Here is a 26,600-nt window from a genome sequence, read left to right on the forward strand (position 1 = left end):
CAGCGCCATCCCGAACTCATTGACGGCTGCCTCACCGAGACCGGACTGACCATCACTTCACACCAACCGAACCCAACCTGAAAAGCTCAGTAACGGCAAGGGACGTTGGTACGCCCAGCAGTCTTACGCCAGCTCCACAGACCTGACATCCCGCCAGCCCGGCGGTAGCCCCGGCCAGCTTGGTTATCGCCGACCGGGCGCCATATCCGCAACAGTCAGACCTCGGTCCCGGGGAGGCACTGTGCGGCCCAGATGACCTTGCCGCGCGCCGTGTAACGGGTGCCCCAGCGGTCGGCCAGCTGGGCGACCAGGAACAGACCGCGGCCGCCTTCGTCATCGGCGACTGCTTGGCGCAGGTGGGGCGAAGTACTGCTGGCGTCGGAGACTTCGCAGATCAGGCTGCTGTCAAAGATCAGCCGAACCCTGATGGGTTCGGTGGCGTAGCGGATGGCGTTGGTGATCAGCTCACTGAGAATCAACTCTGTGACGAAGCCCGCCTCCTCCAGACCCCATTCGGCAAGCTGTCGACTGACATCGGCACGTGCCACCGCCACAGCGGAGAAGTCGGCCGGAATGTCCCATCCGACGATCCGGTCAGGCGCCATGATGCGGGTGCGGGCGACGAGCAGAGCGATGTCGTCGTTCTGATGGGCGGGCAGCAGGGCGGCGAGTGCGGCATCGCAGGTCTCCTCCGGGCTGCGGCCGGGATGGGCCAGCGTACTGCTGAGGAGGTCCAGCCCAGCGGCGATGTCGCGGTTCGTGCCCTCGATGAGGCCGTCGGTGTAGAGCACCAGGCTCGTTCCGGCAGCCAGGTGCAGGTCGATGGTCTCGAAGGGCAATCCGCCCAGGCCCAGCGGCGGGCCGGCGGGCAGTTCCGGGTGTTCGACGGTGCCGTCGGGATGGACCAAGGCAGGCAGTGGGTGCCCCGCGCGGGCGAGGGTACAGATACCGGTAGTCGAATCGTAGATCGCGTACAGACAGGTGGCACCCACGACGGCGGGCTCGCTCTGGGCGGCGGCGCCCTCCTCGTCGATACGGAGGACGAGCCCGTCGAGGTGGCTGAGAAGTTCGTCCGGCGGCATGTCGAGTGCGGAGAAGTTGAGGACGGCGGTGCGCAGCCGGGCCATGGTGACGGCGGCATGCAGGCCATGGCCGACCACGTCGCCGACCACGAGCGCGACACGTGCACCGGGCAATGGGATCATGTCGAACCAGTCCCCGCCGACCCCGGCCTCAGCGGGCAGGTAGCGGGAGGCGGTGTGGAGGGCGTTCTGCTCAGGCAGGCCGCGTGGCAGCAGGCTGCGCTGGAGAGTAACGGCCAGCGTGTGGTCGCGGGTGAACCGGCGGGCGTTGTCGATGCATACGGCAGCGCGGGCCGCCAACTCCTCCGCGAGCGACAGGTCGTCCTCCTCGAACGGATCGCTCTCCCCGGCGCGCCAGAAGTTCGCGATCCCCATCAGGACGCCGCGGGCCTTGAGCGGCACGATGATGAGCGAGTGGAACCCGTCGTCCAACAAGGCCTGGACGCGCTCCGGATCCTGAGTGTGCCAGGTGCTGTCGGCCGCCAGATCAGGCACCAGGACCGCCTGCCCGCCGAAGCCGATCGCCTGCGAGGTCAGGGAGGAGAAGGTGAGCGGCTCGTCCACGGGGAAGAGGTGATGATCCGTCCTGGTCCCGGCGAGCGCCACCCGGCACAGCACCGCTGCCTCCTCGCTCACCGGGGTCAGCGGTTCCTCGCCGCGCAGTACCGGCTCCGAGAGGTCGACGGTCGCGAAGTCGGCGAGCCGGGGCACAGCCATTTCGGTGAGCTCCTCGGCGGTGCGCCGCACGTCGAGGGTGGTCCCGATGGCCAGGCTGGCCTCGTACATCAGCCGCAGCCGACCGCGCGCCACCTCGGCTTTTCCGGCGAGGGCGAGCAGTTCGGTGGAATCCCGGAGCGTGGCCACGCTGCCAGAGGAGCCGCCATGCTGGTCGGGAAGCCGGCTGTTGACAGCCAGCAGACGGTTGCCGACTGGGATCACCTCGTCGGTTGTGACCCGGCCGGAGACCAGTAGTTCAGCGATACGCGGATCGAGACCGAGCTGGGCGACGGGCTGGCCCTCGACGTCCTCGGTCAGGTTGAGCAGACGGCGCGCCTCATCGTTGATGAGCAGCAAGTGCCCGTCCTCACCCACAATCACCACACCCTCGCGCACCGCGTGCAGCACGGCGTCGTGGTGCTCGTACATCTGCGTCATCTCAGCCGGCCCGAGGCCATGGGTCTGGCGACGCAGCCGTTTGCTCACCAGCGCCGTACCGCCGGTCGCCAGGCCCAGCGCCGCAGTACCTGCCCCCAGCATCACCGGCAGCTGTCGACCGACGGCACTGCTTACCTGGCTGACCTGAAGCCCGGCGGAGACCATACCGACCACTGCGCCGTTCGCGTCCTTCACTGGTACAACCGCCTGTACGTCGTGACCGAGGGGCCCACCGGTGACCTCCTCGACGGTGACTCGACCGTGGAGCGACGGCCCGATCGTGCCGACGAAGTGCTTCCCGATCGCCCACCGGAGAGGATGCGTGTACCGGATGCCGTCCCGGTTCATGACCACGATGAACCTGACCCCGGCCTGCTTTCGCGCAGCCTCGGTGAGTGGCTGAAGCACCGCGGTGGGGTGAGGGCCTTGCATTGCGGCCACCAGGCCGGGGCTGTGGGCGAACGCGGAGGCTGTGGCGAGCGACCGGTCGCGCGCTCCCTGGAAGCGGTCACTACGTGCCATGAGAAGTAGCGTGACCACGGAGGCGACCACGAGTAGGAGCACGACAAGGACCTGGAGCAGGAACAACTGCCCGGCGACGCTGCGGATGCCCGCCACCGAACGCTGCCGCCGCCGTGATGGCTCTTGTGTGGCCGACGGAGACCGTTGCCGCTGGCGGTCGTCGCCTCTCCGGTGCCGGATCGGCCGGAGGTATTGACTCTTCAACCGGGCCATACTTGATTTTAACCGTCTTATCTAGTTATTTTACATATGATGCAATTAGCTCTGAAAAGGGATGGCGGATCGGTCAGATCACCGCAGGGCGCGGTGATTTTAGGAACTTCTCGCAACGTCGTCGACGCACTTAGAGGGTGTCTCACGTGGTGAGCTTTGCGAGTTTCTTGTAGCAGGTCAGGGCGGCGGCCAGGCCGAGGAAGGCGAGGAAGTGAGAGCCCTTTCGCTCGTATCGGACGGTGAGACGTCGGTAGCCGAACAGCCAGGCGATTGACCTCTCGATCTTCCAGCGGTGCTGGCCGAGTCGTTCGCCGGACTCGATTCCTGGCCGGGCGATGCGCGGGACCAGTCCCTGTTCACGCAGCCAGGAGAGGTGGTGGGCGGAGAAGTACGCCTTATCGGCACGGAGTTTGACTGGACGGCGCCGACGAGGTCCACGCCGGGAGCGGATGGCGGGTATGCCGCGGATCAGCGGTTTGAGGGCGAGGCTGTCGTGCACGTTCGCGCCGGACACGGCGACGGCGAGGGGGATGCCCTGGGCTTCGGACAGCACATGCAGCTTGCTGCCCTTCTTGCCGCGATCGACCGGGTTCGGCCCGGTCAGCGAACCCCCCTTTTCGCCCGCACCGACGCGGCATCCACGATCGCCGAGGTCCAGTCGATCTCGCCCTGGGCGCCGAGTTCGTCCAGGACCGCCCGGTGCAGTTGGCGCCATAACCCCGCCTCGGTCCACGCTGTGAACCGGCGGTGTGCCGTCGCGGGCGACACCCCGAACGTCTCCGGCAGATACCGCCAGGCACATCCGCTGGTCAGCACGTATACCACCGCCGTGAACACGGCACGCTCGTCCAGCGGCGCGGTCCCGCCGCCCTGTGGACGGGAGTTGAACGACGGCAGCAGCGGGGCGACCAGTTCCCACAGGCCGTCAGGAACCAGCCTCTGCGACAGATCAGCACCCACGAAGAGACATCATGCCGCAGCTCGCACCATCACCACATGAGACAAGCTCTTAACCGAACGGGAGGACAAGAACAGCGTCGCTATCGACTCCAACGAAAGTTTCGGCGGTCAGGGAGGGTTGAGCGACGGCGTCGGCCGCCTGTCTCCAGTGTGGCGTACCGGAGGCGGCCAGAAGGACGTCCGTCACTCCTGGGCATGACGCGGCCGCGAGGACGCACGCCTGTGCAGGGGTCAGGCCCGGCCGGATGAGGTCGGCGAGCTCCTGGTCGACCATGCCGGGCAGCTCGCCGCCGTGCAGCGGCGCGGACGCCGGCACCCGCAGTCCCGCGCCGACGGCGGCCGGAAGCGGGCCCCGGCCGTCTAGACTAGGGCCTGGACGGCCGGCGTCATCATCACCAGGGTGGGAGCCGCTTTCGTCGCTTGTTGCTGCGGGAGGACAAGGCGGCTGACGATCGCCTGACGTGCCCGCCGCTGATGAGCTCCGGACCGTTCATGGCAGGCGGATGCTGCGTGTGACTTCCGCGGCGCCGCCCAAGTGGACCCGCGGCCCCGACGGGTCGGGGTGTGCGATGGCAGTGATCGTGGAGGGACTGCCGAGGGAGTCACCCATGTCGACCGCGATGTTGCTGATGCCCTGGCCGGCAAGGTGCGCAGCGAGGCAGGCGGTGCTGTTGGCGTTGGCGATGTCTTCCGCGACGCCGATCGACGGGGCGAACATGCGGGCTGCGACGCGGCCGGTGGACGCCGGCACCGAGTAGGCGTAGCAGCCCAGGAAACCGAGACGGTCGCAGGCGGCACGGAGTCGCTCGAAGTCCGGGCTGAGGGTGGTGAGAGCGGACCGCGTGGTAAGGGGAACCAGCAACCGCGACCGCCCCACTGAGGCGACGCGGGTACCGGGAGCGAGTGTGCCCGAGGTGACACCGAGTGCGGGCAGGACAAGGTCGCACTCGATCGCTGTGGGCCTACGGAGGTCCACGGGACCGGGGTCGAAGGCGGCATGGACATGCGCCTTCTCACGTACGGACCAACCAGGGAAGACACGTCCTGACGCATGGATGGTGGCTCGATTCTCCTGGCTCCCGGCGCGCTCGGCCAGGAAGGCCAGAGCGGCAACCGTCCCATGACCGCACGCGGGCAGTTCTCCCTCGGCGGTGAAGAAGCGGAGGGAAACGATCGGGCCGCGTCGTCGGCTGCCGTGCACCGACACGAAAACGGCGTGCGACGTTCCCGTCCGAACCGGCACACGACGGCGTTCATCGTCACTCAACGACGCCTCGTCCAGTACCGCGGTGGGACTACCGCCCTGGCCGTCGCGCATGCACGCGCGGACGATCGTGACGGGCAGGCCGTGCCTACTCATCGCAGTGCCGTGACCCCCTTGTGCCGGACCGGCGTCTGCTTCCCCCGTCCACCGCCAGCTCCACCTTCATGCCTCCGCAGGATTCTGATCGTCCTGTTCCTGCGCCTGTGCCCAGGTGATCGCCCATTCGTTGAGCGGTCGGAGGGCGTGGATGAGTGCTGCACCCAGGCGAGTGAGCTCGTAGCCGTCGACCGAGGGAGCGATGATCCCGTTTGTCGTGAGTTCACGAAGCCGCTGGTAGAGGACGCTGGATGAGAGTCCTTCGCACCTCGCCAGCAGCGTGCGGGCGCCGAGCGGACCCGCACGCAGCTCCCAGAGAATGCGCAGCGCCCACCGACGGCCGAAGAGGTCCATCGCGGCCATGATCGGACGACCGGTCGTCGATCCACGAACCGGTGTTCCTGGGCGCGGTGTCGGCATGACCCTCCTTGCGTTTCGTTATTCGAAACACTAACATCCGTGCCGTGTTTCGAATTTCGAAACAACCTCAACGGGAGCGCCGATGTCGCGAATAGCCCTGCTGGAACCGCCGTACGCCGACGAGGCCGGCGCGCTGCTCGCGCGCATGATGCCCGGGGACGTCTCGCCGATCGGGCTGTTCCGGATGTTCGCCAGAAACCTCCCGATGGCCGGCGCCATGCACGGATGGGGGCGCTATGAGCTGGGCCGACAGCTAACCCTGACCATGAGGGAACGCGAGATCGCCATCGACCGGACATGCGTGCGGTGCGGCTGCGAGTACGAGTGGGGCGTGCACATGATGACGTTCGCCGAGCGGGTCGGGCTCACCCGCGAGGAGGCGGCATCCCTGGTGCACGGCGGCCCCGCTGACGAGTGCTGGACGTCCGAGCGGGAACGGCTGCTCATCCTCGCCGTCGACGCGCTGCACGAGCGTTCCGACATCGACGACTCGCTGTGGACCCAACTCGTGTCGGTCTTCGACGAGCTCCAGCTGCTCGATCTGCTTCTGCTGTGCGGGTGGTACCACGCCGTCAGCTTCGCCGCGCGCGCCACGCGCGTGCCGCACGAGCCCGGTGCGCCTCGCTTCGCCGACCTCCTCCCCATCACGACCGCGACCAAACGGTGAACACTACCCGGGAGCACTCCGAGGCGCAGCAACCAACCCCCTCCCTGATGTTCATCACCCTGGCCGCGGCGGCAGGCGCCAGCCTCGGGGCACCGCTCATCACCAGCGTGGCGACAAGATTCCACGCACTCACCGTATTACCGCTGCCGTTCGCGTGGCTGCTTGTCGGCAGGGCCGCCCGAGGCGTCGGACTCGGTCTGACGGCGCTGATGAGGGGCGTGGCCCGTGACCATCTTCCCGAGGGGCCGCAGCGCGGCCACGATCGCCCTGATCTCGATGGTCTCCGTCATCGGGGTCGGCTACCCCCTCACCGGCCTAGTCACCGAGTCCGGCGGGGCGGGGTGCGCGCTACCTACGGCCTCGGCCTGTTCGTCACCGCCATTGCCTTCCTGGCCGCCTGGCGCTTCATGTCCGTAGCTCCCGAAGGCCGCTCCGCTCACGTGGACCGAGCGGGCGCACTCGTCCTGGCGGGTGGACTGCTCCTCGCGCTCGCGCAACCCAGACGAGTCTATGGGCGAGCACGACCGCGCCTAGACTAGGACCTGTTGGAGGAGGCCCGCGCGACGGCGTTGGCGAGGACGTCGGCTACCTCGTCGGCGTGCGACAGGTGCGGGGAGTGCCCGGAGGGAACACGAACACTGTGGGCGGCACGCGCGGCCCACTGTTCCTGTACCGCGGGCGGCAGTGCCGGATCCTCGGTGGCCACGACATACGTCAGGGGAACGTCGGTCGGCGCGGCGCCCAGCTTCTCGGTGAAGGCGCGCATGCCCTGCCAGTTGAGGCGTTTGACGGCCTCGGCGGTCAGGGCGGGATCGACACCGCTGAAGATGGCCTCCTCGGCGTCTCCCGCCTTGACGGCCAGGCCGTCGGGCGAGCGGTTCCAGGTGGGCGGGAAGTCGCCGCCCATCCACTCGATCATTGAGGTGCCCGCTTCGAGGGCGAAGGCGGCGATGTAGACGAGCTCCGCGACCTGGTCCAACTCTGCGGCGGCCCAGGTCGCCGGTACTCCTCCGTAGGAGTGCGCGGCGAGCACCACAGGTCCGTCGGCAGCCGCGACAGCGGCGCGCACAACCTCGACGTCCTCGGCCAGCCCCTGGGTGGCCGCACTGTCGGGACTGCTGCTGGGCAGTTGGACGGCCCGGGAGGTGATGCCACGGGCGCTGAGCCTCTCACGCAGGGGTTCGAAGATCCACGGGGTGTGCATCGCTCCGTGCACGAGAACGACATTGGGGTTCATCTGAGCTGTCCTCAAGTAGCGGGGGGTCAGTCGGTCATGGCGTCGTGGACGGGGGCGGGGGCGGTGTCCACGAACTGCTCATGGTTGGTACTCGTTGCGTGGATGGGGATTACGCAGTCAGGAGAGGGCGGCGAGTCGCCGGTCGACCTCGTCGGCCGTGGCGTGGCCGTGAGCCAGGACGGCCACGCGGTCGCCGTCGACGGCGAGCAGGGTGGGGAAGCCGGTGACGTCCAGCTCGGCACAGCGGCGGAAGTCGTCCGCCGCCGCGTCGTACGCCTCGGGGGACTCGAAGGCGGAAACGACGGCGTCGGCGTCAAGGCCAGCCTCTTCGGCGATCTTCCGGTACGTGGCGGACTCGGACAGGCTGAGGCCGTCGACGTAGAAGGCGCGCTGGAGGGCGCCGGCCAGCTCGGCCGCCCGGTCGGGGGCCACCCGGCGCAGGGCGGTGACGCCGCGCGCGGCGGCCTCGGAGTCCATCACGAACGAGCCGTCTGCGATCAGCCGGTCGTATCCCTCGCCGAACTCGGCGCCGGTGAGTTCGGCGATCTGGGCGTTGGCGCCCTGGACGTAGCCGAACTCTCGGATCGGGACCCGGCGCGAGCCGGTGAACAGGCCGCCGGAGATGACCTCCACTGGTATGTCCGGGTGGCGGGAGACGGCCTCGCGCAGGGTCGGGGAGAACCCGTGCGACCAGCCGCAGTAGGCGTCGAAGGCGTAGACGAGCTGCATCGAGAACCTCGGCATCGGGGTGGGGTGCTCGCCTGGTGCGAGCGGTTCACCGAGGACAACAGTATCTGACCAGTCAGGCATTCCTCACTTCGGCTGTCAGACGATTCATCCTGGTCCAACCGTCGGCACAGCTCTTGACTTCCTCTCCTCCCGCGCTGCGACCGTTCCAGGCAGTCCTTAAGCCGTGATCCGCTGGGCCGCCATCGGCCTCACGACCCAGCGCCGCCGCGGGTGAGGATTTCCATGAGGTGTCCGTCGGGGTCGTGGAAGTAGGTGCCCCTGCGGCCCTCGGTGTGCTTACTGTGATAGATCTGCCCGATCTCTTGGCATGCGGGATCACCGAAGTGGGTGATCCCGCCGTGCTGGATGCGGGCGAGGGCGGCATCGAACTCCTGCTCGCTGACCATGAACGCGTAGTGGTGCGGCTCGAAGTCGTCCAGCTGGTCGTAGTCCAGGCTGACCCGGTTGGCCAGCGTGACCGGTGTGAAGTGCGCCACCGGCGGATCGACACTCAGACCGAGGATGTCGGCCACGAACTGCGCCGAGGCCTGCGGGTCACGGGCGGGGACGATGGTGTGAATCAGTTCCACGGTCATAGCGAATCCTGTTTCAGGGGCGGGCTTACGCGTGGTGGGTGCTCGGCGGCCTTGGCGACCCGGCATGGTGGGTGGATGCGTGACTGCCCGGGGAGGGCAGGGCTTCTCCGGCCCGCCCTCCCCCGGCTACAGCTGCCGTGTCATACGTCGATCTGCTCGAAGATGTGCGGGTAGGACACGACGTCGTCGGGAGACTCGGCCACCATGCACTGGAACTCCGGCCTGCCGAACGCCGTGGCGAGCGCCTCGGTCGACTCCCAGACCGCGACGTTCATCAGAAGCTGACTGCCCGCCGTTCCCCTGTGCATCTGCAGGGAGACGAATCCCGGCTGAGCCTTCATGAACTCGGCCTGCCTGTGAAAGAGGGCGAGGAAGGCTTCGGTCCTCTCCTTCGGGACGACGAAGGTGTTGGCCAGGACGATGGGCCCGGTCTTCTCCTTGAACTGCGCGAACATCGGCGTATTCGGGTCGAGACTCTGCAGCTTGGTCATTTTCGGTACTTCCTGTCGCTAGCGGTCAGTGGTGTCACTGGCGCCCCGCGTCGCGGGGATGCCGGCGGAGTTCGAGGGTGTTGGTCTCCGGGTCCTGGATGTGGAGGGCGGTGGCGGTGCCTCACTTCGGGCGCACGGCCGAGCGGTTGCGGCCAGCGCCCGGGCGGGTGAGCCCGTGGGCTCAGGTGAGGGCGGTGACCAGCAGGGCGAAGGCGGCGATGATGACGGCGACGCGGGCGTAGTGCCATCGCTCCCAGCGGTGCAGCTGCTCCTTCCAGTCGGCGGGACGGTTCTCGGGGGTCCATGTCTTGTTCCGGTTGTTGATCGGGACGAGCAGCAGGATCGACATGATCACGCTGAGGAGCAGCAACGCGCCGGCGGTGACGACGAGGCCGGTGCCGTGGTCGTGCCGTCCGGCGATGGCCCAGATGCCGGCGAGGACGAGCGAGCCGATGTACCAGACCGGCATCACGGCGCCGAGCATCCGGCCCCCGTGGGCGTGGCCGAGTTGGCGACTGTCCTCCGGAAGGGCGTTGAGGATCGGGTTCATGACGAAGAGGACGGAGAACTCCACCCCCACCATCACGCCGACGAGCACGGTGGTGACGACCTCGAGTGCGCTGAGCATGATGACCTCTCCCGTGATCTAGCGTCGCTAGGTGATGAGGCAACGCTAGCTCTGCTGCCGCTCTCTTGTCTAGCGATGCTAGGATCGAATCATGTCGGTACAGGAACGCAAGCAGCGCGAACGGGCGGAGCGCGAGCGCCTCATCGTGGCGACGGCCCGCGAACTCGCCGAGCAGCAGGGCTGGGACGCGGTCACCACCCGCCGGCTCGCCGAGCGCATCGAATACAGCCAGCCCGTCCTCTACAGCCACTTCCGCGGCAAGCGCGAGATCATCGGTGCCGTAGCCCTCCAGGGCGCCACCGAGCTGGCCGCGGCGGTACGGGCCGCGACCACCGCCGCGGACCGCCCGCGCGCCCGGGTGTACGCCCTCGCCCGCGCCTACCTCGACTTCGCCGTGCGCAACCCGGCGGTCTACGACGCCCTCTTCCAGCTCGACGGGGGTCTCGCGTACGCGCAGGAGGACACGCCGGAACCTCTCAAGGACGCCTTCGCCGCGCTGCTGGAGTGCCTCGGCGAGGTCGCCGGGGACGGTGTCGAGCCGGGGCTGTTCACCGAGGTGTTCTGGGCGTCCCTGCACGGGGTGGCGACCCTGACCCGGTCGGGACGGCTGCCGCCCGAGTACGCCGAGCAGAGGGTGGAGCTGCTGGTGGACCGGCTCGCCGTCGTCTGACACACCGTCCCGGCAGGCACACAGCCGGGACCCTCGGGCCCCGCCGCTGCCTGCCTGCGGCATCGCTTCCGGCCACGCGCGCCCACACCGCGCAACCGCAGACCGCCGGGCCCCGTACCCCAGACGAGCCCCGACCCCGCAAGCTGCTGACGGCGGCGCGCTGCCTGCTGTCCAGCTGCGCGGTCTGGGCGAGGGTGCCGTCCGGGAGCCGGATGACGAGGTAGGCGGGGCGGGCCGGGGAGCCCGCGATCGCCACGATCTCCGTGTCCACCGTGTGGACATGCCACTGGTGAAGCGTCGGTATTCGAGAGTTGCAGTATTCGCCGTAGAGCGAGCAGTTCCGTACCCGGCTCGGTCACGTCAGCGGTGACAAGGTGTAAAGCTCTCGCCGAACGGGCGCTGTCTGCGCGAAGACGCCGGAGCAAGACGAAGACGGGCCTCTTGCGGTGAACCCGCGCCGGCCGCCCGCGCTCCGGTGCGGACCTTCGCCCTCTGCCACCGCGCCGTACGGCCCCCTCCCGGCAGCGGCAATCCCGCGCAGCAGAAGGCTCACCCGGCGCTTACAAGGTTTATGGCGCCGGTACGGCACCGATCTGCTGCATCACCCCGAGGAGATCGGGCTGGCCCCGTTCGCCGACGATCCGGCCGTCGGCCAGGTAGTAGAAGTTCATGGCCTGCACCGAGATCTTGTTAGCGCTCGCCGGGATCCCGAAGAATTCACCGACGTGGGTTCCCCGCATGGTGAACCGCGCGGCCACGGTGTCGCCTTCGGTGATCTTCTCCTCCAGCGTCCACTGGACGTCGGGGAAGGCACAGCGCATCATCCCGAGGACTTCCGAGTACCCATCGGGCCCCCGCAGTGGTTCCGGGTGGCTTGGCGCATGGAACACCGCGTCCGGAGAAATGACCTCGCGGGCGAGATCGTCGTTGCCCGTGTTGATGAACTCGACGAAACGGTTCATAACTGACTCGGTGGATTGCGATGGCATCTTGCTGTGCCTCTCCAGAGACGTTTGCCGGCACTGACCGGCCGCGTATAGCCAGTCAGCTGTGAGATGCGGCGGCGCAGCTCGTGTCCAGGCAGGGGTCCCTCGGCGATGAAGCCGAGTATCGATCCATGCAGGGGAATTGCTGGTCATCTTTCCCCTGGTGCTCCACCGGCCGGAGCCGCTCCAACGGCCGGGGGCAACTGCGATGAGGCGCGTCGGCCCGGCTCTTGACTTGTTCAATCGAGCAACTGGCGTGGCAGGATCACCAGGTCATAGAGGAGTCCCGCGGCGGCCACAGCCGCGTAAGGCGCGCAGCACGTCCGGGCGGGGGTCAGCCAGTCGGATCCACCTCAGCCGCACCTGGCGGCGGATGCCCGCCAGGAACTCGCCGCCGAGCAGCGCCCGCAGCCGGGCCGGCTCCGGGGCGATACCCGGCGCGGTCAGATCGGTCCAGCCGACGACGGCGCCGATCGGATCCGTGCAGGCTGCCATGGCCAGGAGCTTTGAGGTCTGCCCCTGTACTGTGACGGTCTGCACGGGAGCCGTGGCCACGACTACTCCGGCGCGGGCGGCAGGCTCAGAGCTCCCAGACCACGGCTGCCAGAAGCTGTCCAACGCAGCACTGGCCGCGGTGCGCGCCCCGGTCGAGCACGGCTTCACGCACTTGAAGAACTGGCGCGTCCTGGGCAAGGTCCGCACGGATCCGAAGTGGGCAACCGCGCTGGTGCGGGCCCTGCCGGTCCTCACGAACAAGGAAGTTGCCCGATGACCGACGATCTTGTCGCTGGACCATCGCCCCGGACCTGGCCGAGCATCCCGACGCCCACGCACACCAGATCATCCGACCTGCAGTTTTCACGATGCACACTGCTCGTTGTGGGCCCGGACTGCTTCGTCCTTCCGGCTCACCTGGCCCGTAGGACGTCGAGCGCTGTGAGTGCCACGTGTAGTTCGGCGCGGTGTTCGCCGGACTCGAGATCGCAGTCGAGTATCCGCTCGATGCTGCGCAGACGTTGGTAGACGGTCTCGCGGGACAGACAGCCGGAGCGGGCTGCCAGGGTCTTGTTGCCTGCCGCGTCGAGGTAGTGGCGCAAGGTCGTCAGCAAGTCCGTTCCGTGGCGGGCGTCATGGTCGAGGAGCCGGCTGAGCCGGCGCTCGGTGAAGTCCTGGATCCGGGTGTCCTCCCTGAGCGCGAAGAGCAGGCGGCGCAGGCCGATGTCGGACGGCTTGTGGTAAGAGCGTCCCGGCGGGAGCGGCTGGCCGGGCTCGGTGGCTTCGGTGACGCGCGTCGCCTCCCGAAAGGATCGGGCGACATCGAAGAGGTCCGTCGCCTCGCTACCTGCGCTGACGGTGGCCCCCGGCGCCACCTCGCGTACGGTGCGGCTCAGGTGTTCCACCACGGGTGGGCAGGGCCGGCCAGGGCGCAGGGGCAGCAGGATGCCGAGGCGCGTGGGGCCGAGGGCGCCGACGAGGGCCTGTGTCCCTTGCTTCTTCAGCTCTTCGCAGAGGAGTGCCTCGCATTTCGTCGCGTCGGTCTCCTGAGGGAGGTCCGCGAGCACGGCCGCGAAGCTGCAGTCCTTGGTGGGCAGACCCAGTGCGGCGACCCGGGCCTCGGCGTCCGCAGGAGAGTGGTGACGTTGTCCGACGAGGTCGCGCAGGAGATTGCGCTGTGCGGTGCGTTCCCAGGGCACGGGCTGGATGACGCGGGCGATGGTGAGGGCCATCGCAGCTCTCTCCAGGACCGTCACGACCGTGGGGCCGAATGCCGAGGGGGTGGGCTGGCCCGAAGGGGCGGGCAGCATGACCACCCGGCCCCAGCTCTCGCCCTGGTACTCCACGGATGTCACAAGCCAGCCGTCCGGTCCGGACACGGATGCGTGACCGGCGGGAGGTGCCGCTCGTGAGCGCCGTTCCCAGTCGCTGAGCGCTGTCTCGACCGTGCCTGCGGAGGGCGCGCAGATCAGTGCCTGGTGGGCCAGGTTCTCCAGTACGACGGTGTGACCGCTCATCTCAGCGGCGGCACGTACGACCTCTTCGAGCACAGCGCCGCGCAGGGTGAGGACGGTGAACGCCTCGTGAATGCGCTGGGTCCGGCGCATCTCCTCGACCTGGTTGCCGAGGATGAGAGCGTGGACGACCTGGGTGACCTCAAGGAAGTTGACGTCCTTCGCCAGGGTCACGAGGGGGAGCCCGCGGGCCTGGCAGGCATGGACCAGGGCGTCCGGCGGGCGGTGGTAACGGCGGACCAGTTCGATGACCAAGGCCGCCGCGCCGATGTCGGCGAGTTCGTTGACGTAGCGGCGTACACCGGTCGGCTCCTCGGGGAGGGGCATACCGGTGGTCAGTACGAGCTCGCCGCCCTTGAGGAAGGAGGCAGGGTCGGTCAGCTCGGTCATGTGAACCCAGCGGACGGGGCGGTCGAGCAGGTCTGCGCCGGTGAGGACCTGCGGCTGTCCGGCGGACAGGACGGGCAGGGCCAGAACGTCGGCCACGGTGAGTGGATGGCCGACGGTGGGCATGTCCGGCCCTGTCAAGGAGGGATCAAGACCGTCGGTGACGGGCCTCGCAGTCGTGTGGTGTTTCTCGCGCATGGGACCTCCCTTGGTGCTCCGTCACCCTGACAAGCCTCACTGACCTGCGCAAGAGCTCTGAAAGGGCCGCTGTGAGCAGGGTGAGCGGGGCATGGTGCCCGGTGCGGCTGACACAACGTCCAGATGCCGCGGCGCGGCCGGACAGATCGGGCGTTGGCGTCATCGAGGAACGTGGAGATGCTCGACCGGACCGGAGCCAGACCGACGATCCGCCGGGAGACGAACATGACTGCACTGTCACCGCACCTTCGCCAGGCCACGCCCGTGGTGGCGGTCCGGGGAGAGGGCGTCCACCTCTACGGTGATGACGGCCGCCGCTACCTCGACTTCACCGCCGGCATTGGCGTGACCAGCACCGGGCACTGCCACCCCAAGGTCGTGGCGGCTGCCCGGGAACAGGTGGGCACCCTCGTCCACGGCCAGTACACGACAGTCATGCACCAGCCCCTTCAGCGCCTTGTCGGCAAGCTGGGCGAGGTCCTTCCCGAGGGGCTCGACAGCCTGTTCTTCACCAACTCCGGCAGCGAGGCGGTGGAGGCGGCGCTGCGGCTGGCCCGGCAGGCCACCGGTCGGCCGAACATCCTGGTCTGTCACGGTGGCTTCCACGGCCGTACGGTGGCCGCCGCCTCGATGACGACCTCCGGCACCCGCTTCCGGTCGGGCTTCTCCCCGTTGATGAGCGGTGTCGTCGTCACTCCCTTCCCTTCGGCCTTCCGCTACGGCTGGGACGAGGAGACCGCGACACGATTCGCCCTGCAGGAGCTGGACTACACACTCCAGACGATCTCCTCACCTGCTGACACGGCCGCCGTCATCGTCGAGCCGGTGCTCGGCGAGGGGGGTTACGTGCCAGCGACCCGCGCCTTTCTGGAGGGCCTGCGGGAGCGGGCCGACCGGCACGGCTTTCTGCTGATCTTCGACGAGGTGCAGACCGGAGTGGGCCGCACCGGCCGGTTCTGGGGACACGAGCACTTCGACGTCACACCCGACATCCTCGTCACTGCGAAGGGCCTGGCCAGCGGCTTCCCGCTGGCAGGCATCGCCGCCTCCGAGGCGCTGATGGCCAAGGCGTGGCCGGGATCGCAGGGCGGTACGTACGGCGCCAACGCCGTCGCCTGCGCCGCAGCCTGCGCCACTCTCGACATCGTCCACGACGAGAAGCTCGTCGAGAACGCCGAAGCGATGGGCAAGCGCCTTCGCCAGGGCCTGGAGGCGGTGGCCGACCGGACCGCAGGCATCGGCGACGTACGCGGCCTCGGCCTCATGCTCGCCACCGAGTTCGTCACCGAGGACGGCAGTCCGGACCCCGAGACCGCCGCCCGCGTGCAGCGTGCCGCCGTCAACCAGGGCCTGCTGCTGCTTCTGTGCGGCGCCTGGAACCAGGTGGTGCGGATGATCCCGGCCCTGGTGATCGACGAGACGGCGGTGGACCACGGACTCCAGGCATGGGCGGCCGCGGTGGAGGCCGGCACATCGGGAGCGGCGCGGCGATGACGCGGTCGGGCCGGGGTGCCGTCCCTCGCGTCTTGAGTCAGGAGCTTGCGGAAGTCGCGCATGTGAGCGGCCAGGTTCTCCGGCGCTGCTGTAGGTCCAACAGCTAGGTGGCACGGGCCATTACCGCGTCCGCGCCGTCGCAGTCGCAGTCGACATACCACCAGGCACGTCCCTCGGGGCGGGCCCGCATGGTGGCGACGATCGCCTCGTCCATGCCCATCACCGCGGTGAGAAGGGCGCAGCGCCTGCAGCATGGCGCTCATTGAACGCTGATCTACTGTCGGTTTTCGGACCTCCGCCGGGAGACGGCTGTGACTCAGCACCTCAGCCGGCCATTGAGCGCCTCGATCAGCTGTGACCGCGCTTCGGTGACAGCAACGGTCAGTGCATCGGGGGTCCGTGCTTCGTCGAGACTGTCCTTCACGCAACCGGGGTCGGGACCAATCGAGTCGTCGGCTGCTTTATTGAGGGGCAGAGTGTGCGTAATGGACATTCGGCAGCTGGAGTACTTCCTTGCGATCGTTGATCGTGGGGGGTTCAACCGTGCGGCCTCGGCTCTGTACGTGTCGCAACCGTCGCTGTCGCAGGCCGTGCGTGCACTGGAGCGTGATCTCGGATCCGAGTTGTTCCATCGCATCGGGCGTAGGGCAGTGCTGACGGAGGCCGGAAGGGCTCTGATCGAGCCTGCCCGGGAGGCCGTGAGGAGTTTGGAGACGGCGCGGGCGAGTGTTGTGGCGGTGCACGAGTTGCGTGAGGGGCGCCTGGACGTGGCATCCGTGCCGTCGCAGGCGGTGGAGCCGCTGACGCGTCTGGTGAGTACCTTCACCCACCGGTATCCCGGCGTCTCCGTGGCCATCAAAGCGGCGTTCACCGCGCGTGAGGTGACCGACATGGTGCGTACGGGTGCCGTGGAACTGGGGCTCTTGGCATCCACCGGGCCGTTCTCCGACAAGGAGGTCGTCTCCCACGCGCTGGAGCGGCAGCGCTTCGTGCTGATGGTGCCGGCCGACGGCCCGTTCGCTGGTCGGACGGCGGTGGAGTGCCAAGAACTCGCAGGACAGCGGCTGATCGTCGGACAGCCGGGTACCGGGATGCGCGCCTACGTCGACGCGCTGCGGGAACAGGGCATCGAGTTCACCATCGCCGCCGAGACGGAGCACCGGGTGTCGCTCATGCCCCTGGTGCTGGCCGGGGTCGGGCTCGCGGTGGTCATGGATTCCTGGCGGGACCTCGCCCGGCAGCTGGGCGCCCGCGTCCTGGACATCGAGCCGGAGACCACCTTGGACATCGCTCTCGTCAGCCGCCGCGGCAGCCTGTCGCCGGCGGCTGCCGCGTTCGTCACGGCCGCCCTCTCGGCCGCCGACAGCTGGTAGGCGCCGCTTATAAGGGATATCCGCTTTGCGTCTTGGACGCCCCGCGGACCGCCTTGCTGCAATCGTTGGCATGACGACCAACCACCGCATTGCCCTGATCCCCGGCGACGGCATCGGCGCCGAGGTACTGCCCCCAGCACAGCAGGTGCTCGACGTTCTCGGCCGCCGACACGGGTTCAGGCTGTCCTACACGTCGTACGACTGGTCGTGCGAGCGGTACCTGCGGGAGGGCGCGATGATGCCCGCCGACGGCATCGACCAGCTGCGCGACAAGGACGCGATCCTGCTGGGCGCCGTCGGCTACCCGGGGGTGCCGGACCATGTCTCGCTGTGGGGGTTGCTGATCCCGATCCGGCGCAGCTTCCGCCAGTACGTCAACCTCCGGCCCGTCCGGGTCTTCGAAGGCATCGACAGTCCGGTGCGCGGCGCGCAACCGGGCGAGGTCGACCTCGTCGTCGTGCGGGAGAACGCCGAGGGCGAGTACAGCGAGATCGGTGGACGGCTGAACCAGGGCACGCCCGAGGAGCTGGCCGTCCAGGAAGCGGTGTTCACCCGGGCCGGGGTCACCCGTATCGCCGACTACGCGTTCTCGCTCGCCGCCCGCCGCCGAGGGAAGCTCACCTCCGCAACCAAGTCCAACGGCATCATTCACACCATGCCGTTCTGGGACGAGCTGATCGCCGAGCGGGCCGCCGAGCACCCCGGCGTCACCTGGGACCAGGAGCACATCGACGCGCTGGCGGCCAAGTTCGTCCTGGACCCCGCCCGCTTCGACGTCGTCGTCGCCTCCAACCTCTTCGGCGACATCCTCAGCGACCTCGCGGCCGCGGTCGCCGGATCGATCGGCGTCGCCCCGGCGGCCAACCTCAACCCCGAGGGCGAGTTTCCCTCGATGTTCGAGCCGGTACACGGCTCAGCGCCCGACATCGCAGGTCAGGGCATCGCCAACCCGTTGGGCGCAATCTGGTCCGCGGCCATGATGCTCGACCACCTCGGCCATCCAGCCGCGGCCAAGGACATCACGGACGCGATCGCGTCGGTCCTGGCCAAGACCGATACCCGCACCCGCGACCTGGGCGGAACCGCGACCACAGCCGAGTTCACCGACAGGCTGATTGAGTTCCTCTGAACCATGTTGTTCCGCGGTGGGCGGCAGGGACGAGGCCGTCCACCGGTCACTCCTGTGCGCCCTGGCCATGAGGCCGAACTTGACGTCGGACAGGACGCACGTACACAAGGCGTCTCCTCGGGCACCGGTCGCCGCAAGGCGACGCGGGTGGCCGACGTTCTCGTCACACGCCGGGAACAGTTGCTTCTCCCGCATCCAGAACCAGCACCGCGACGTGCAGGTTCGTGCGCTCCAGACCTGATTCCAGGTCGCAGCCGAGGAGCCGTTCGATGGTGTGCAGACGCTGGTAGTACGCCTGCCGGGACATGCCGGCGCGTTTCGCCGCGACCGACTTGTTCCCGGCCGCCGCCAGATAGGCGCGCAGTGCCGGGAGCAGGTCGCCGTTGTTGCGGTCGTCGTGCTCGATGAGGCGGGTCAGTTGCCGTTCCGCGTACCGCTGAAGACGGGTGTCCTCCCGAAGGACGCCCAGCAACTCCGGCAGCCGGACGTCGGCGGGGACGTAGAACCACTGCTCCGGGGAGGCCGGTGTGATGGCCTCGGCCGTCTGCTCCGCCTCCTGCCACGACCGGGCGATCCCGCCGAGGTCGGTCACCCCGGGGCCGACGGCGACGACGGCCCGCGGTCCGAGCTCTTCTCGGGCCAGGCGGCCGATCCGCTCGGCGACCGGCTGCCAGGCGCTCGCCTGCGCCAGAGCCATGAGGACGCCGATCCGGCCCGGGGCCGTCTCGCCGACCAGGGCGCGGACACCGGTGTGCGTCAGCGCCTTCGCGATGCGTTCGTCGAGGTGCTCCCCCTCGGCGCCGGTGTACGGGTGGCGGATGACCACGGCGAACAGGCGGTGTCCGAGGGTGGGCAGTCCCAGTGCCTCGGCGCGGGCGCGGGCGTCCGCGGGGGAGCGGAAACGCCGTTCGTACAGGTCCCGCAGTACGGAGCGGTGGGCCCGGCGCTCCCACCAGGCCTGCCCCGCCAGACGCGCCATGGTCAGCGCGATCGCGGCACGTTCCAGCACCAGGACGTGCTCCGGGTCGGGCTCGGCGCTCAGCCGGTCCTCCAGCAGGACCAACCGCCCCCACGGGCCGTGGTGGTCCTGCACCGGCGCGATCAGCCACCCCTCCGGGCCGCTCGGCGTGATCCTTTCCGGCGTCGGGGCGGCCCGTGAGCGCCGTGACCAGGCCGACACCACCGGCTCGTACGGCCGGCCGAGCAGCTCGCACACCAGGACCCGGTGGGTGAGATCCTCCAGCACCACGGGGGTTCCGGTGAGCTCCGCGGTGGTGTGCACCAGTTCCTCGGGATCCGCGCCCCGCAGCGTCAGGGCCGTGAAGATGTCCTGGATGTCCCGCCCACGGCGCAGCAGGGCTCCCTGGGCGTCGAGGATGAGCGCGTGCACCGTCTGCGTTACGTCGATGAACCGGACGCCACGGGCCAGCTCGACCAGCGGCACGTCACGAGCGCGGCACGCCGCCACCAGTTCGTGAGGCACCTTCTGGTACCGGTAGCCGAGCTCTACGACCAGGCCGGCCGCGCCGACGTCCGCGAACTGGTCGACGTAGCCGCGCAGCTCGGAGGCGTTCTCGGGATGCGGCACACCGGTCGTCAGGATCAGCTCGCCGCCCTCAAGGAAGTCCGCGGGGTTGAGCAGCTCGGTGACATGCACCCAGCGCACCGGGCTGTCCAGCCGTGACTCGCCCGCCAGCACGCGAGGCATCCCTTCGGCGAGCACGGGCAGGCGCAGTACCTCCCCGAGCGTGGGGAAGTGCCCGGTTGCGTGACGTCTGGGCGGCATAGGTGGTGCTTTCATCCGAGGGGAATCGGGCTCACCTTCGCATCGGCCACTCATCGTGACAAGAGGCGGCCCGTCATTCGGGCAGTCCGGTCGTCCGCCGTGACAGACCGTCTCAAGAAGGCCCCGAGGCGGAACACAGTGTGGGTTGCCCTGCGGGTTCACCCGGGCGGAGAGTGAACGCCATCCTCAGCAGGAGGCGAACCGGAAAGGTCCGCACGGTGTCCGCACAGTGCTGGGGCCCCACTGCCACCCACCACACCATCGAGAGGAGCGACCTCATGCGCATCCCGAAGCGCGTCGCCGTGATCGGTGCCGGCAGCATGGGCAGCCAGGCCATGTGGCGACTGGCCGCCCGCGGAGCCGAGGTCATCGGCTACGACCGGTACGCACCGGGTCACGACCGAGGCGCGGCCGGGGGCGAGAGCCGGATCTACCGGGCCGCCCACCTCGGCGAGCCCGCGTACATTCCGCTGCTGCGGCTGGCAGACCGGATGTGGGAGCAGCTCCAGGCGGAGACGGGCCGGTCGTTGCGACGCCGCAGTGGCAGCCTCGTGATGGGAGAGACCGCCTCCCCGTCCATGCGCCTCCTCCTGTCCACCAGCGCCGCGCACGGGCTGGATCACGAGGTCCTGGACCGGGAGGAACTCGGCCGCCGCTACCCGCAGCACCGGCTCCCGGACGGACACACCGCTGTCCTCGACCGGTTGGGCGCCGTCATCAGGCCGGAGGCGGCGATTCAGGCCGCCGCCGGCCGTGCCGAGCACCTGGGCGCCCGGTTGCACCGCTACACCACGGTGCGCGAGCTCGTCTCCGCGGCGGGCGGCGGGGTGCAGATCATCACCGACCTGGGCACGGACCACGTGGACGCCGCCGTGGTGACCGTGGGCCCCTGGATCAACACCCTGCTCTCGGACCTCCCCCGGACCGTCGACGTCCGCCGGGTGGTCTGCTCCTGGCACCTGCCCACCCGCCACGACTGGTTCGCGGGCGGCGCCCCTTCCTTCGTGCGCGCCGCACCCCACGACTGCTTCGGAATCCCGTCGCCCGACGGCATCTCCGTCAAGCTCGGTCTCTCCTTCAAATACCATGCGCCGGTGCCCGAGCCCGATCGGCTCGACCGTACCGTCCGTCCCGAGGAACTCGGTGTCTTCCGCGAGCTCATCGGTGAACTCATGCCCGACCTGAACCCCGATCCCATCAGGATGTCGGCCTACATGGAGGGCTACACGGAGTCCGGAAACCCGATCGTCGGTCATCTCCCCGGCGAGGACGACATCATCGTCATGGCCGGGTTCTCCGGCAGCGGCTTCAAGTTCTCGCCCGCGATGGGAGAGATCGCCGCCGACCTTGCGCTCGACGGCACCACGGAACACCCTGTCGACTTCCTCGCTCCGGCAGGAGTCGGCGCCGCCTGACCCCCGGCGGTTGCCGACGTCATCACCCTCACTTCCGGCATTTCTGTCGTGAGCATGCTCAAAGCAGGTCCGCGCCGGCCCCGACCAGTTCCCCGACGCAAGAAAGTGGAGTACCTCCATGCCCATTCCCTCGTTCCAGTTCCGCCCCAAGTACGTCTCGTTCGACTGCTACGGGACGTTGATCGAGTGGCCGATGACCCCCATCACGCGTGAACTCGTCGGCGACCAGATCCCCGCCGAGCAGTGGGACCAGTTCGTCAAGGAGTTCCGCGGATACCGCTACGACTCGGTCCTCGACAAGTACTACCCCTACGAGCAGACGCTGCAGGCCGCCTTCGAGCGGGTCTGCCGCAAGTGGGGCGTCAAGGCGGCCCCGGACGCGGGCAAGCGGCTCGCCGACGGCGTGCGCAGCTGGGGCCCGCACGCAGATGTGCCGGCACCACTGAAGAAGATGGGCGAGAACTACAAGCTGGTGATCCTCTCCAACGCCGACGACTCCTTCCTCGCGGAAAGCGTGCCGCGGCTGGGCGCCGACTTCCACGCCGTCTTCACCGCCGAGCAGGCCGGCTACTACAAGCCCCGCTACGCCGCGTTCGAGTACATGCTCGACCAACTCGACGCGTCCCCCGAGGACTTCGTGCACGTCTCCTCGCACACCCGCTACGACCTGATGCCGATGCACGACATGGGCTTCCGCAACCTCGTCCTGCTGGACCGCGGCTGCGACCCGGTCACCCACGGCTACGACTACGTGACCGTCAAGTCCCTGGACGAGCTCAACCAGATGCTCGGCATCTGACGCGCGACGCGCACCCGCCCCCCGTCCGATCCGCACGTCGTCCCCGCATCACGGACTCCCCGTATCCCCGTATCCCCAGGAGGCACCGCCATGGAAACCAACCGGACAAGCCGCAGAAACGTATTCCGCACCGCAGGCGCCGTGGCCGCCGCGATGCAGGTCAACAGACACCTGAGCATCCCGATCGTCACCACCGCCCTGGCCCTCGCGCTCGCCGCGTGCGGGGCAACTGGCACCGCGCAGAACGCGGCGGCGAAGAGCACGACGCAGGGCGGGGGATCCGGCGCGTCGGCCGAGCACACCGACGACATCTCGGTGGGCGTGACGCCGGACCAGAACGCGGTGAAGCTGCTGCCCGCGGCGGTGAAGGCCAAGGGCACGCTCTCGGTGGCCATGGACCTGGCCTATCCGCCCACCACGTTCATGGCATCGGACAACAAGACCCCGATCGGGTTCAACCCGGACATGGCCCGGCTGATCGCCGCCAAGCTCGGCCTGAAACTCCAGATCAACAACGTCAAGTTCGACACCATCATCACCGGACTGCAGGCCGACCGGTACGACTTCACCGCGTCCACCATGGGCGCCACCAGCGACCGGCTGAAGGTGCTCGACATGGTCGACTACGTCAACTCCGGGACCGGAGTGTCCGTCCCCTACGGCAACCCGCAGAAGCTGGGCACCCACACGCTGTGCGGGCACCGCGTCGCCGTCCCCTCCGGCAGCACCGCGGAGCTCCAGTGGCTGCCCCAGCTGTCCAAGCAGGACTGTACGAGCAAGGGCAAGCCGGCCATCAAGTCTGTGTCCCTGCCCAGCGTGAACGACGCTCTGACCCAGCTGGTCTCCAAGCGGATCGACGCGGTGATGTACGACTTCATCTCGCTCGAGTGGGCGGCCGCGCAGCAGCCCAAGACCTTCGACGTCCTCAAGCCCCTGGTGGCCACCAAGCCCGCGACCGTCGCGCTGAAGAAGGACTCGCCGCTGACCCCCGCGGTGAAGTCTGCCATCCAGTCGATCATCGACGACCCCAAGTACACCCAGGCGCTGGGCCGCTGGGGTCTCAAGGACCTCGGGATCAAGACCGCGGCCATGGCCGTCCCGCAGGACTGACATGTCCACGGATCTGATCGGTACGAAGACCAGGAGCCGACCGGTGTCACCACTGCGGGCCGAAGAAAAGAAGCGGATCACGCCGAAACGACCGCGCGACTACGTCGCCTGGGCCGTCGCGATCGCGATCGTCGCCGGTCTGGTGTGGACCGCGGTGACGAACGAGAACTATCGCTGGCCGGTGGTGTTCAGCTACTTCACCACCGAGACCATCCTCAACGGCCTGCTGATCACGCTCCTCCTGACCGTGGCGAGCATGGCCCTGGGCACGCTGCTCGGGCTGGTGCTGGCGGTGATGCGCATGTCGCACCAGCGGCCCGTCTCCGGGCTCGCCCAGCTCTACATCACCTTCTTCCGCGGCACCCCGGTGCTCGTGCAGCTGGTCTTCTGGTTCAACATCGCGGCGCTGTACCCGCACCTCTCGATCGGCATCCCGTTCACCGACATCTCCACGCCGGTGAACGTGAACGCGATCATGACGCCGATGACCGCGGCCATCGTCGGGTTGACGCTCAACCAGGCCGCTTACATGTCCGAGATCATCCGCGGCGGGTTCGCATCGGTAAGTCGCGGACAGCACGAGGCGGCGGAGTCCCTGGGCATGTCGGCCTTCACCAAGCTCCGGCATGTGATCATCCCGCAGACCATGCCGGCGGTCATCCCGGCCACCGGCAACCAGGTGATCGGCATGCTCAAGGAGACCTCGCTGGTGAGCGTGCTCGGCGTCGCCGACCTGCTGAACAGCGCACAGTCGATCTACGCCCGCAACTACCAGACGATCCCGCTGCTGATCGTGGCCAGCCTCTGGTACCTGATCATGACGCTGGTGCTGAGCGTGCCGCAGTCCATGATCGAGCGCCGGTTCTCCCGCTCCACCCGGGCACGGCTGACCCCGGCCGCCACCGCGGCCGAGCCGGGGGCGGGCCAGCCGGTTCCCACCACGAGGGAGTCCCTGCTGTGAACGCCGACGGAACGATCGTCGCACGCAAGCTGTGCAAGAGCTTCGGACGTCACCAGGTCCTGCACGACATCGACCTGACCGTCGCGGCAGGCGAGATCTCCTGCATCATCGGGCCGAGCGGATCGGGCAAATCCACCCTGCTGCGGTGCATCAACGGTCTGGAGACCGTCGACCGCGGAGTCCTGCGGGTCAACGGAGAGGACTTCGGCTACGTCGAGAAGGACGACGCCTACCACGCCGTCCGCCCGCAGCGGCTGGCCGAGCAGCGTGCCCGCATCGGCATGGTGTTCCAGCAGTTCAACCTGTTCCCGAACATGACCGCCGAAAGCAATGTCATGTCCGGACCGGTGCTGGTGCAGAAGAAGGACCGTACCGCCTGCCGGGAGCAGGCACAGGAGCTGCTGGCCAAGGTCGGCCTCAAGGGCTGCGGCCACAAGTACCCCTCTCAACTCTCCGGCGGTCAGCAGCAGCGCGTGGCCATCGCCCGCGCGCTGGCGATGGAACCCACCATCATGCTGTTCGACGAACCCACCAGCGCGCTGGACCCCGAGCGTGTGGGTGAAGTACTCGCCGTCATGCGCGACCTCGCCGGCAACGGAATGACCATGCTGCTCGTCACCCACGAGATGGGCTTCGCCCGCGAGGTCGCCGACGAAGTGCTCTTCATGGACGAAGGCATCGCAGTCGAGCGCGGCGACGCCCGCGAAGTGCTGGCCAACCCCCGTGAGAAACGCACCCAGGCCTTCCTCGAAAGGGTCCTGTAGAAGCGGCTCGGACTGACGTGACGTCCGCACCCTGCAGGTCCCGGTCCTCAACGCCCTCCAGTAAGACGTCGATCCGACCGTCGCTGACATCGCCGTCGACCGGGCCCCTGGTGCTGCCCGGCCGCGCCTCCTTCGAAACTCCCCGCTAAGGACCCGACATGAAGACGATTCCCTACTGGATAGAAACCGCCGGGGCGTTTCCCGACCGATCCGGTAAGCCGCTGACCGAGGACACCGACCTGGTGGTCGTCGGCGCCGGCCTGACGGGTCTGTCCACCGCCCTGCACTCCGCCCGCAAGGGCGCCCGCGTCACCCTCGTCGAAAAGGGCCAGGTCGGCTCCGGTGCCTCCACCCGCAACGGCGGCATGGCCAACCTGGGCTTCACCATCGGCGTGGGCCAGGCCATCCGCCGGTACGGACTCGAACGGGCCCGCGAGATCTACAACTCCTACGGCGAGGCCGTGGACACCGTCGAGCGGCTCGTGAACGAGGAGTCCATCGACTGCCAGTTCCGCCGCGTCGGACGCCTGGGCGTAGCCTCCCGCCCTGCCCACTTCGAGAGTAAGAAGGCCCAACAGCGCGACCTGGCCAGGTACTTCGGACACGAGACCACTCTGATCGGTAAGTCCGAGCTGCGTTCCGAGATCGGCTCCGACGCCTACCACGGCGGCCTGCTCGACCCGTTCAGCGCGGCCCTGCACGTCGGCCGCTTCGTGCGCGGCATGGCCGAGGCGTGCGAGCGCACCGGTGTCGAGATCCACGAGCGCAACGCGGCCATCGGCGTGCGGCGTACCGCCGCCGGCCGGTTCGAGGTCAGCACCGAGCGCGGTGTCATCCGTGCCGGGCAGGTCATGATGGCCACCGACGCCTACACCGACAAGAACTTCCCGTGGCTGCGCCGACAGCAGGTCTGCGTGGGCAGCTTCATCATCGTCACCGAGCCGCTCGGCGAGGAGCTCGCCCGGGACATCATCCCCAAGGCCCGCCTCATCGTCGACTCCAACAAGGTCTGCCACTACTTCCGGCTCACCCCGGACAACCGGCTGCTGTTCGGCGGCCGCGCCCGTTTCGCCCCGTCCGACCCCACCTCGGACAAGAAGAGCGGCGCCGTCCTGTTCCGCGAGATGTGCGCGATCTTCCCCCAACTCTCCCGCACCAAAATCGAGTACGTGTGGGGCGGCTCCGTCGGCTTCGCCATGGACCGCATCGTGCACGCCGGGCAGACCGAGGACGGCGTCCACTACTCGATGGGATACGCCGGCCACGGCGTGCAGATGGCCACCCACATGGGGCAGGTCATGGCCGAGGTGATGGACGGCCACCCCGAGGTCAGCCCCGTCCGCGACATCGCCCCGCCTCACATCCCTCTCTACAACGGCACTGCCTGGTTCCTGCCCTTCGCGGGCGCCTACTACAAGACGCTCGACCGCATCCGCTGACCGGTCGGCAGCCTCTCTAC

Annotated in this window: 25 protein-coding genes and 1 pseudogene; 12 read left to right on the forward strand and 14 right to left on the reverse strand. The window is 68.5% G+C overall.

Going from position 1 to position 26,600, the window contains the following annotated elements; all coding sequences use genetic code 11:
- Window positions 1-215: 215 nt before the first annotated feature.
- The 4 genes from ACIRVK_RS35255 to ACIRVK_RS35270 form a co-directional block, all read right to left on the reverse strand.
- Window positions 216-2,972 (reverse strand): SpoIIE family protein phosphatase, encoded by a 2,757-nt coding sequence (locus ACIRVK_RS35255; RefSeq protein WP_404254444.1) that lies wholly within the window; start codon window positions 2,970-2,972, stop codon window positions 216-218.
- A 142-nt stretch (window positions 2,973-3,114) separates the two neighbouring features.
- Window positions 3,115-3,932 (reverse strand): IS5 family transposase gene (locus ACIRVK_RS35260; RefSeq protein WP_404254445.1). Its coding sequence is split into 2 segments (ribosomal slippage): window positions 3,115-3,590 and window positions 3,590-3,932, totalling 819 coding nucleotides; the frame shifts between segments, so codons are not numbered across the junction.
- A 490-nt stretch (window positions 3,933-4,422) separates the two neighbouring features.
- Window positions 4,423-5,292 carry a PhzF family phenazine biosynthesis protein gene (locus ACIRVK_RS35265; protein ID WP_404254447.1) on the reverse strand — a complete coding sequence of 290 codons (870 nt, stop codon included), beginning with the start codon at window positions 5,290-5,292 and terminating at the stop codon, window positions 4,423-4,425.
- A gap of 66 nt (window positions 5,293-5,358) precedes the next feature.
- On the reverse strand, window positions 5,359-5,655 hold the full coding sequence (locus ACIRVK_RS35270; RefSeq protein WP_404254547.1) for a winged helix-turn-helix transcriptional regulator: 297 nt from the start codon (window positions 5,653-5,655) through the stop codon (window positions 5,359-5,361).
- Window positions 5,656-5,794: 139 nt separating this feature from the next.
- On the opposite strand from ACIRVK_RS35270, the gene ACIRVK_RS35275 reads away from it, so the two are divergent.
- Window positions 5,795-6,379 carry a carboxymuconolactone decarboxylase family protein gene (locus tag ACIRVK_RS35275; protein WP_404254449.1) on the forward strand — a complete coding sequence of 195 codons (585 nt, stop codon included), beginning with the start codon at window positions 5,795-5,797 and terminating at the stop codon, window positions 6,377-6,379.
- Window positions 6,380-6,516: 137 nt separating this feature from the next.
- Here the strand turns inward: ACIRVK_RS35275 and ACIRVK_RS35280 are convergent, their stop codons facing one another.
- From ACIRVK_RS35280 to ACIRVK_RS35305, 6 genes are all read right to left on the reverse strand, one after another.
- Entirely contained in the window at window positions 6,517-6,669 is a 153-nt protein-coding gene (locus tag ACIRVK_RS35280) for a hypothetical protein (protein WP_404254451.1), read from the reverse strand.
- Between the two features lie 245 nt (window positions 6,670-6,914).
- Entirely contained in the window at window positions 6,915-7,616 is a 702-nt protein-coding gene (locus ACIRVK_RS35285; RefSeq protein ID WP_404254453.1) for an alpha/beta fold hydrolase, read from the reverse strand.
- Window positions 7,617-7,733: 117 nt separating this feature from the next.
- Window positions 7,734-8,345: a DsbA family protein gene (locus ACIRVK_RS35290; RefSeq protein WP_404254549.1), complete on the reverse strand. Its 612-nt coding sequence runs from the start codon at window positions 8,343-8,345 to the stop codon at window positions 7,734-7,736.
- A 209-nt stretch (window positions 8,346-8,554) separates the two neighbouring features.
- The gene (locus tag ACIRVK_RS35295; protein ID WP_404254455.1) at window positions 8,555-8,941 is read right to left on the reverse strand and encodes a VOC family protein; all 387 of its coding nucleotides are present in this window, start codon (window positions 8,939-8,941) and stop codon (window positions 8,555-8,557) included.
- 140 nt (window positions 8,942-9,081) lie between these two features.
- Entirely contained in the window at window positions 9,082-9,432 is a 351-nt protein-coding gene (locus ACIRVK_RS35300; RefSeq protein ID WP_404254457.1) for an antibiotic biosynthesis monooxygenase family protein, read from the reverse strand.
- Window positions 9,433-9,613: 181 nt separating this feature from the next.
- The gene (locus tag ACIRVK_RS35305; RefSeq protein ID WP_404254459.1) at window positions 9,614-10,060 is read right to left on the reverse strand and encodes an anthrone oxygenase family protein; all 447 of its coding nucleotides are present in this window, start codon (window positions 10,058-10,060) and stop codon (window positions 9,614-9,616) included.
- Between the two features lie 91 nt (window positions 10,061-10,151).
- Between ACIRVK_RS35305 and ACIRVK_RS35310 the strand changes: the two genes are divergently transcribed.
- Window positions 10,152-10,730 carry a TetR/AcrR family transcriptional regulator gene (locus ACIRVK_RS35310; RefSeq protein WP_404254461.1) on the forward strand — a complete coding sequence of 193 codons (579 nt, stop codon included), beginning with the start codon at window positions 10,152-10,154 and terminating at the stop codon, window positions 10,728-10,730.
- Between the two features lie 569 nt (window positions 10,731-11,299).
- Here ACIRVK_RS35310 and ACIRVK_RS35315 read toward each other — a convergent pair.
- Together ACIRVK_RS35315 and ACIRVK_RS35320 are read right to left on the reverse strand one after the other, a co-directional pair.
- Window positions 11,300-11,692 (reverse strand): ester cyclase, encoded by a 393-nt coding sequence (locus ACIRVK_RS35315; protein WP_404254463.1) that lies wholly within the window; start codon window positions 11,690-11,692, stop codon window positions 11,300-11,302.
- Between the two features lie 297 nt (window positions 11,693-11,989).
- Entirely contained in the window at window positions 11,990-12,211 is a 222-nt protein-coding gene (locus ACIRVK_RS35320) for a hypothetical protein (RefSeq protein WP_404254464.1), read from the reverse strand.
- Between the two features lie 109 nt (window positions 12,212-12,320).
- Between ACIRVK_RS35320 and ACIRVK_RS35325 the strand changes: the two are divergent.
- Window positions 12,321-12,488, forward strand: a pseudogene (locus ACIRVK_RS35325) (IS5/IS1182 family transposase); the annotation flags it as partial.
- A 136-nt stretch (window positions 12,489-12,624) separates the two neighbouring features.
- On the opposite strand, the gene ACIRVK_RS35330 reads toward ACIRVK_RS35325, so the two are convergent.
- Window positions 12,625-14,310: a PucR family transcriptional regulator gene (locus ACIRVK_RS35330; RefSeq protein WP_404254465.1), complete on the reverse strand. Its 1,686-nt coding sequence runs from the start codon at window positions 14,308-14,310 to the stop codon at window positions 12,625-12,627.
- 225 nt (window positions 14,311-14,535) lie between these two features.
- Between ACIRVK_RS35330 and ACIRVK_RS35335 the strand changes: the two genes are divergently transcribed.
- The 3 genes from ACIRVK_RS35335 to ACIRVK_RS35345 all read left to right on the forward strand — a co-directional run bounded on the left by ACIRVK_RS35335 (window position 14,536) and on the right by ACIRVK_RS35345 (window position 18,306).
- Window positions 14,536-15,804, forward strand: a complete 1,269-nt coding sequence (locus tag ACIRVK_RS35335; RefSeq protein ID WP_404254466.1) for an aspartate aminotransferase family protein — start codon at window positions 14,536-14,538, stop codon at window positions 15,802-15,804.
- 485 nt (window positions 15,805-16,289) lie between these two features.
- Window positions 16,290-17,177 (forward strand): LysR family transcriptional regulator, encoded by an 888-nt coding sequence (locus ACIRVK_RS35340; RefSeq protein ID WP_404254467.1) that lies wholly within the window; start codon window positions 16,290-16,292, stop codon window positions 17,175-17,177.
- Between the two features lie 70 nt (window positions 17,178-17,247).
- The gene (locus ACIRVK_RS35345; protein ID WP_404254469.1) at window positions 17,248-18,306 is read left to right on the forward strand and encodes a tartrate dehydrogenase; all 1,059 of its coding nucleotides are present in this window, start codon (window positions 17,248-17,250) and stop codon (window positions 18,304-18,306) included.
- Window positions 18,307-18,469: 163 nt separating this feature from the next.
- On the opposite strand, the gene ACIRVK_RS35350 is transcribed toward ACIRVK_RS35345, so the two are convergent.
- Entirely contained in the window at window positions 18,470-20,092 is a 1,623-nt protein-coding gene (locus tag ACIRVK_RS35350) for a PucR family transcriptional regulator (protein ID WP_404254471.1), read from the reverse strand.
- A gap of 278 nt (window positions 20,093-20,370) precedes the next feature.
- On the opposite strand from ACIRVK_RS35350, the gene solA reads away from it, so the two are divergent.
- From solA to ACIRVK_RS35380, 6 genes are all read left to right on the forward strand, one after another.
- Window positions 20,371-21,507 carry an N-methyl-L-tryptophan oxidase gene (solA, locus tag ACIRVK_RS35355; protein ID WP_404254473.1) on the forward strand — a complete coding sequence of 379 codons (1,137 nt, stop codon included), beginning with the start codon at window positions 20,371-20,373 and terminating at the stop codon, window positions 21,505-21,507.
- A gap of 118 nt (window positions 21,508-21,625) precedes the next feature.
- Complete coding sequence (locus ACIRVK_RS35360; RefSeq protein WP_404254475.1) at window positions 21,626-22,306, forward strand: haloacid dehalogenase type II; 681 nt, start codon at window positions 21,626-21,628, stop codon at window positions 22,304-22,306.
- 90 nt (window positions 22,307-22,396) lie between these two features.
- Window positions 22,397-23,416, forward strand: coding sequence for an ABC transporter substrate-binding protein (locus tag ACIRVK_RS35365; protein WP_404254477.1), 1,020 nt, complete (start codon window positions 22,397-22,399; stop codon window positions 23,414-23,416).
- Window position 23,417: 1 nt separating this feature from the next.
- A complete protein-coding gene (locus tag ACIRVK_RS35370) occupies window positions 23,418-24,377 on the forward strand; it encodes an amino acid ABC transporter permease (RefSeq protein ID WP_404254479.1) in 960 nt (319 codons plus the stop codon).
- Window positions 24,374-25,141 (forward strand): amino acid ABC transporter ATP-binding protein, encoded by a 768-nt coding sequence (locus tag ACIRVK_RS35375; RefSeq protein ID WP_404254481.1) that lies wholly within the window; start codon window positions 24,374-24,376, stop codon window positions 25,139-25,141. Before ACIRVK_RS35370 ends, ACIRVK_RS35375 begins: the two co-directional genes overlap by 4 nt.
- 158 nt (window positions 25,142-25,299) lie before the next feature.
- A complete protein-coding gene (locus tag ACIRVK_RS35380) occupies window positions 25,300-26,580 on the forward strand; it encodes an NAD(P)/FAD-dependent oxidoreductase (RefSeq protein WP_404254483.1) in 1,281 nt (426 codons plus the stop codon).
- The last annotated feature ends 20 nt before the right edge of the window (window positions 26,581-26,600 follow it).

This window comes from Streptomyces sp. NPDC101152 (genome assembly GCF_044768275.1).
GTDB lineage: Bacteria > Actinomycetota > Actinomycetes > Streptomycetales > Streptomycetaceae > Streptomyces.

Coding starts and splice junctions, on each gene's coding strand:
- ACIRVK_RS35255 (WP_404254444.1), bottom strand. CDS start 2,972: ATGGCCCGGTTGAAGAGTCAATACCTCCGGCCGATCCGGCACCGGAGA.
- ACIRVK_RS35265 (WP_404254447.1), bottom strand. CDS start 5,292: ATGAGTAGGCACGGCCTGCCCGTCACGATCGTCCGCGCGTGCATGCGC.
- ACIRVK_RS35270 (WP_404254547.1), bottom strand. CDS start 5,655: ATGGCCGCGATGGACCTCTTCGGCCGTCGGTGGGCGCTGCGCATTCTC.
- ACIRVK_RS35275 (WP_404254449.1), top strand. CDS start 5,795: ATGTCGCGAATAGCCCTGCTGGAACCGCCGTACGCCGACGAGGCCGGC.
- ACIRVK_RS35280 (WP_404254451.1), bottom strand. CDS start 6,669: ATGACGGAGACCATCGAGATCAGGGCGATCGTGGCCGCGCTGCGGCCC.
- ACIRVK_RS35285 (WP_404254453.1), bottom strand. CDS start 7,616: ATGAACCCCAATGTCGTTCTCGTGCACGGAGCGATGCACACCCCGTGG.
- ACIRVK_RS35290 (WP_404254549.1), bottom strand. CDS start 8,345: ATGCAGCTCGTCTACGCCTTCGACGCCTACTGCGGCTGGTCGCACGGG.
- ACIRVK_RS35295 (WP_404254455.1), bottom strand. CDS start 8,941: ATGACCGTGGAACTGATTCACACCATCGTCCCCGCCCGTGACCCGCAG.
- ACIRVK_RS35300 (WP_404254457.1), bottom strand. CDS start 9,432: ATGACCAAGCTGCAGAGTCTCGACCCGAATACGCCGATGTTCGCGCAG.
- ACIRVK_RS35305 (WP_404254459.1), bottom strand. CDS start 10,060: ATGCTCAGCGCACTCGAGGTCGTCACCACCGTGCTCGTCGGCGTGATG.
- ACIRVK_RS35310 (WP_404254461.1), top strand. CDS start 10,152: ATGTCGGTACAGGAACGCAAGCAGCGCGAACGGGCGGAGCGCGAGCGC.
- ACIRVK_RS35315 (WP_404254463.1), bottom strand. CDS start 11,692: ATGAACCGTTTCGTCGAGTTCATCAACACGGGCAACGACGATCTCGCC.
- ACIRVK_RS35320 (WP_404254464.1), bottom strand. CDS start 12,211: ATGGCAGCCTGCACGGATCCGATCGGCGCCGTCGTCGGCTGGACCGAT.
- ACIRVK_RS35330 (WP_404254465.1), bottom strand. CDS start 14,310: ATGCGCGAGAAACACCACACGACTGCGAGGCCCGTCACCGACGGTCTT.
- ACIRVK_RS35335 (WP_404254466.1), top strand. CDS start 14,536: ATGACTGCACTGTCACCGCACCTTCGCCAGGCCACGCCCGTGGTGGCG.
- ACIRVK_RS35340 (WP_404254467.1), top strand. CDS start 16,290: ATGGACATTCGGCAGCTGGAGTACTTCCTTGCGATCGTTGATCGTGGG.
- ACIRVK_RS35345 (WP_404254469.1), top strand. CDS start 17,248: ATGACGACCAACCACCGCATTGCCCTGATCCCCGGCGACGGCATCGGC.
- ACIRVK_RS35350 (WP_404254471.1), bottom strand. CDS start 20,092: ATGCCGCCCAGACGTCACGCAACCGGGCACTTCCCCACGCTCGGGGAG.
- solA (WP_404254473.1), top strand. CDS start 20,371: ATGCGCATCCCGAAGCGCGTCGCCGTGATCGGTGCCGGCAGCATGGGC.
- ACIRVK_RS35360 (WP_404254475.1), top strand. CDS start 21,626: ATGCCCATTCCCTCGTTCCAGTTCCGCCCCAAGTACGTCTCGTTCGAC.
- ACIRVK_RS35365 (WP_404254477.1), top strand. CDS start 22,397: ATGGAAACCAACCGGACAAGCCGCAGAAACGTATTCCGCACCGCAGGC.
- ACIRVK_RS35370 (WP_404254479.1), top strand. CDS start 23,418: ATGTCCACGGATCTGATCGGTACGAAGACCAGGAGCCGACCGGTGTCA.
- ACIRVK_RS35380 (WP_404254483.1), top strand. CDS start 25,300: ATGAAGACGATTCCCTACTGGATAGAAACCGCCGGGGCGTTTCCCGAC.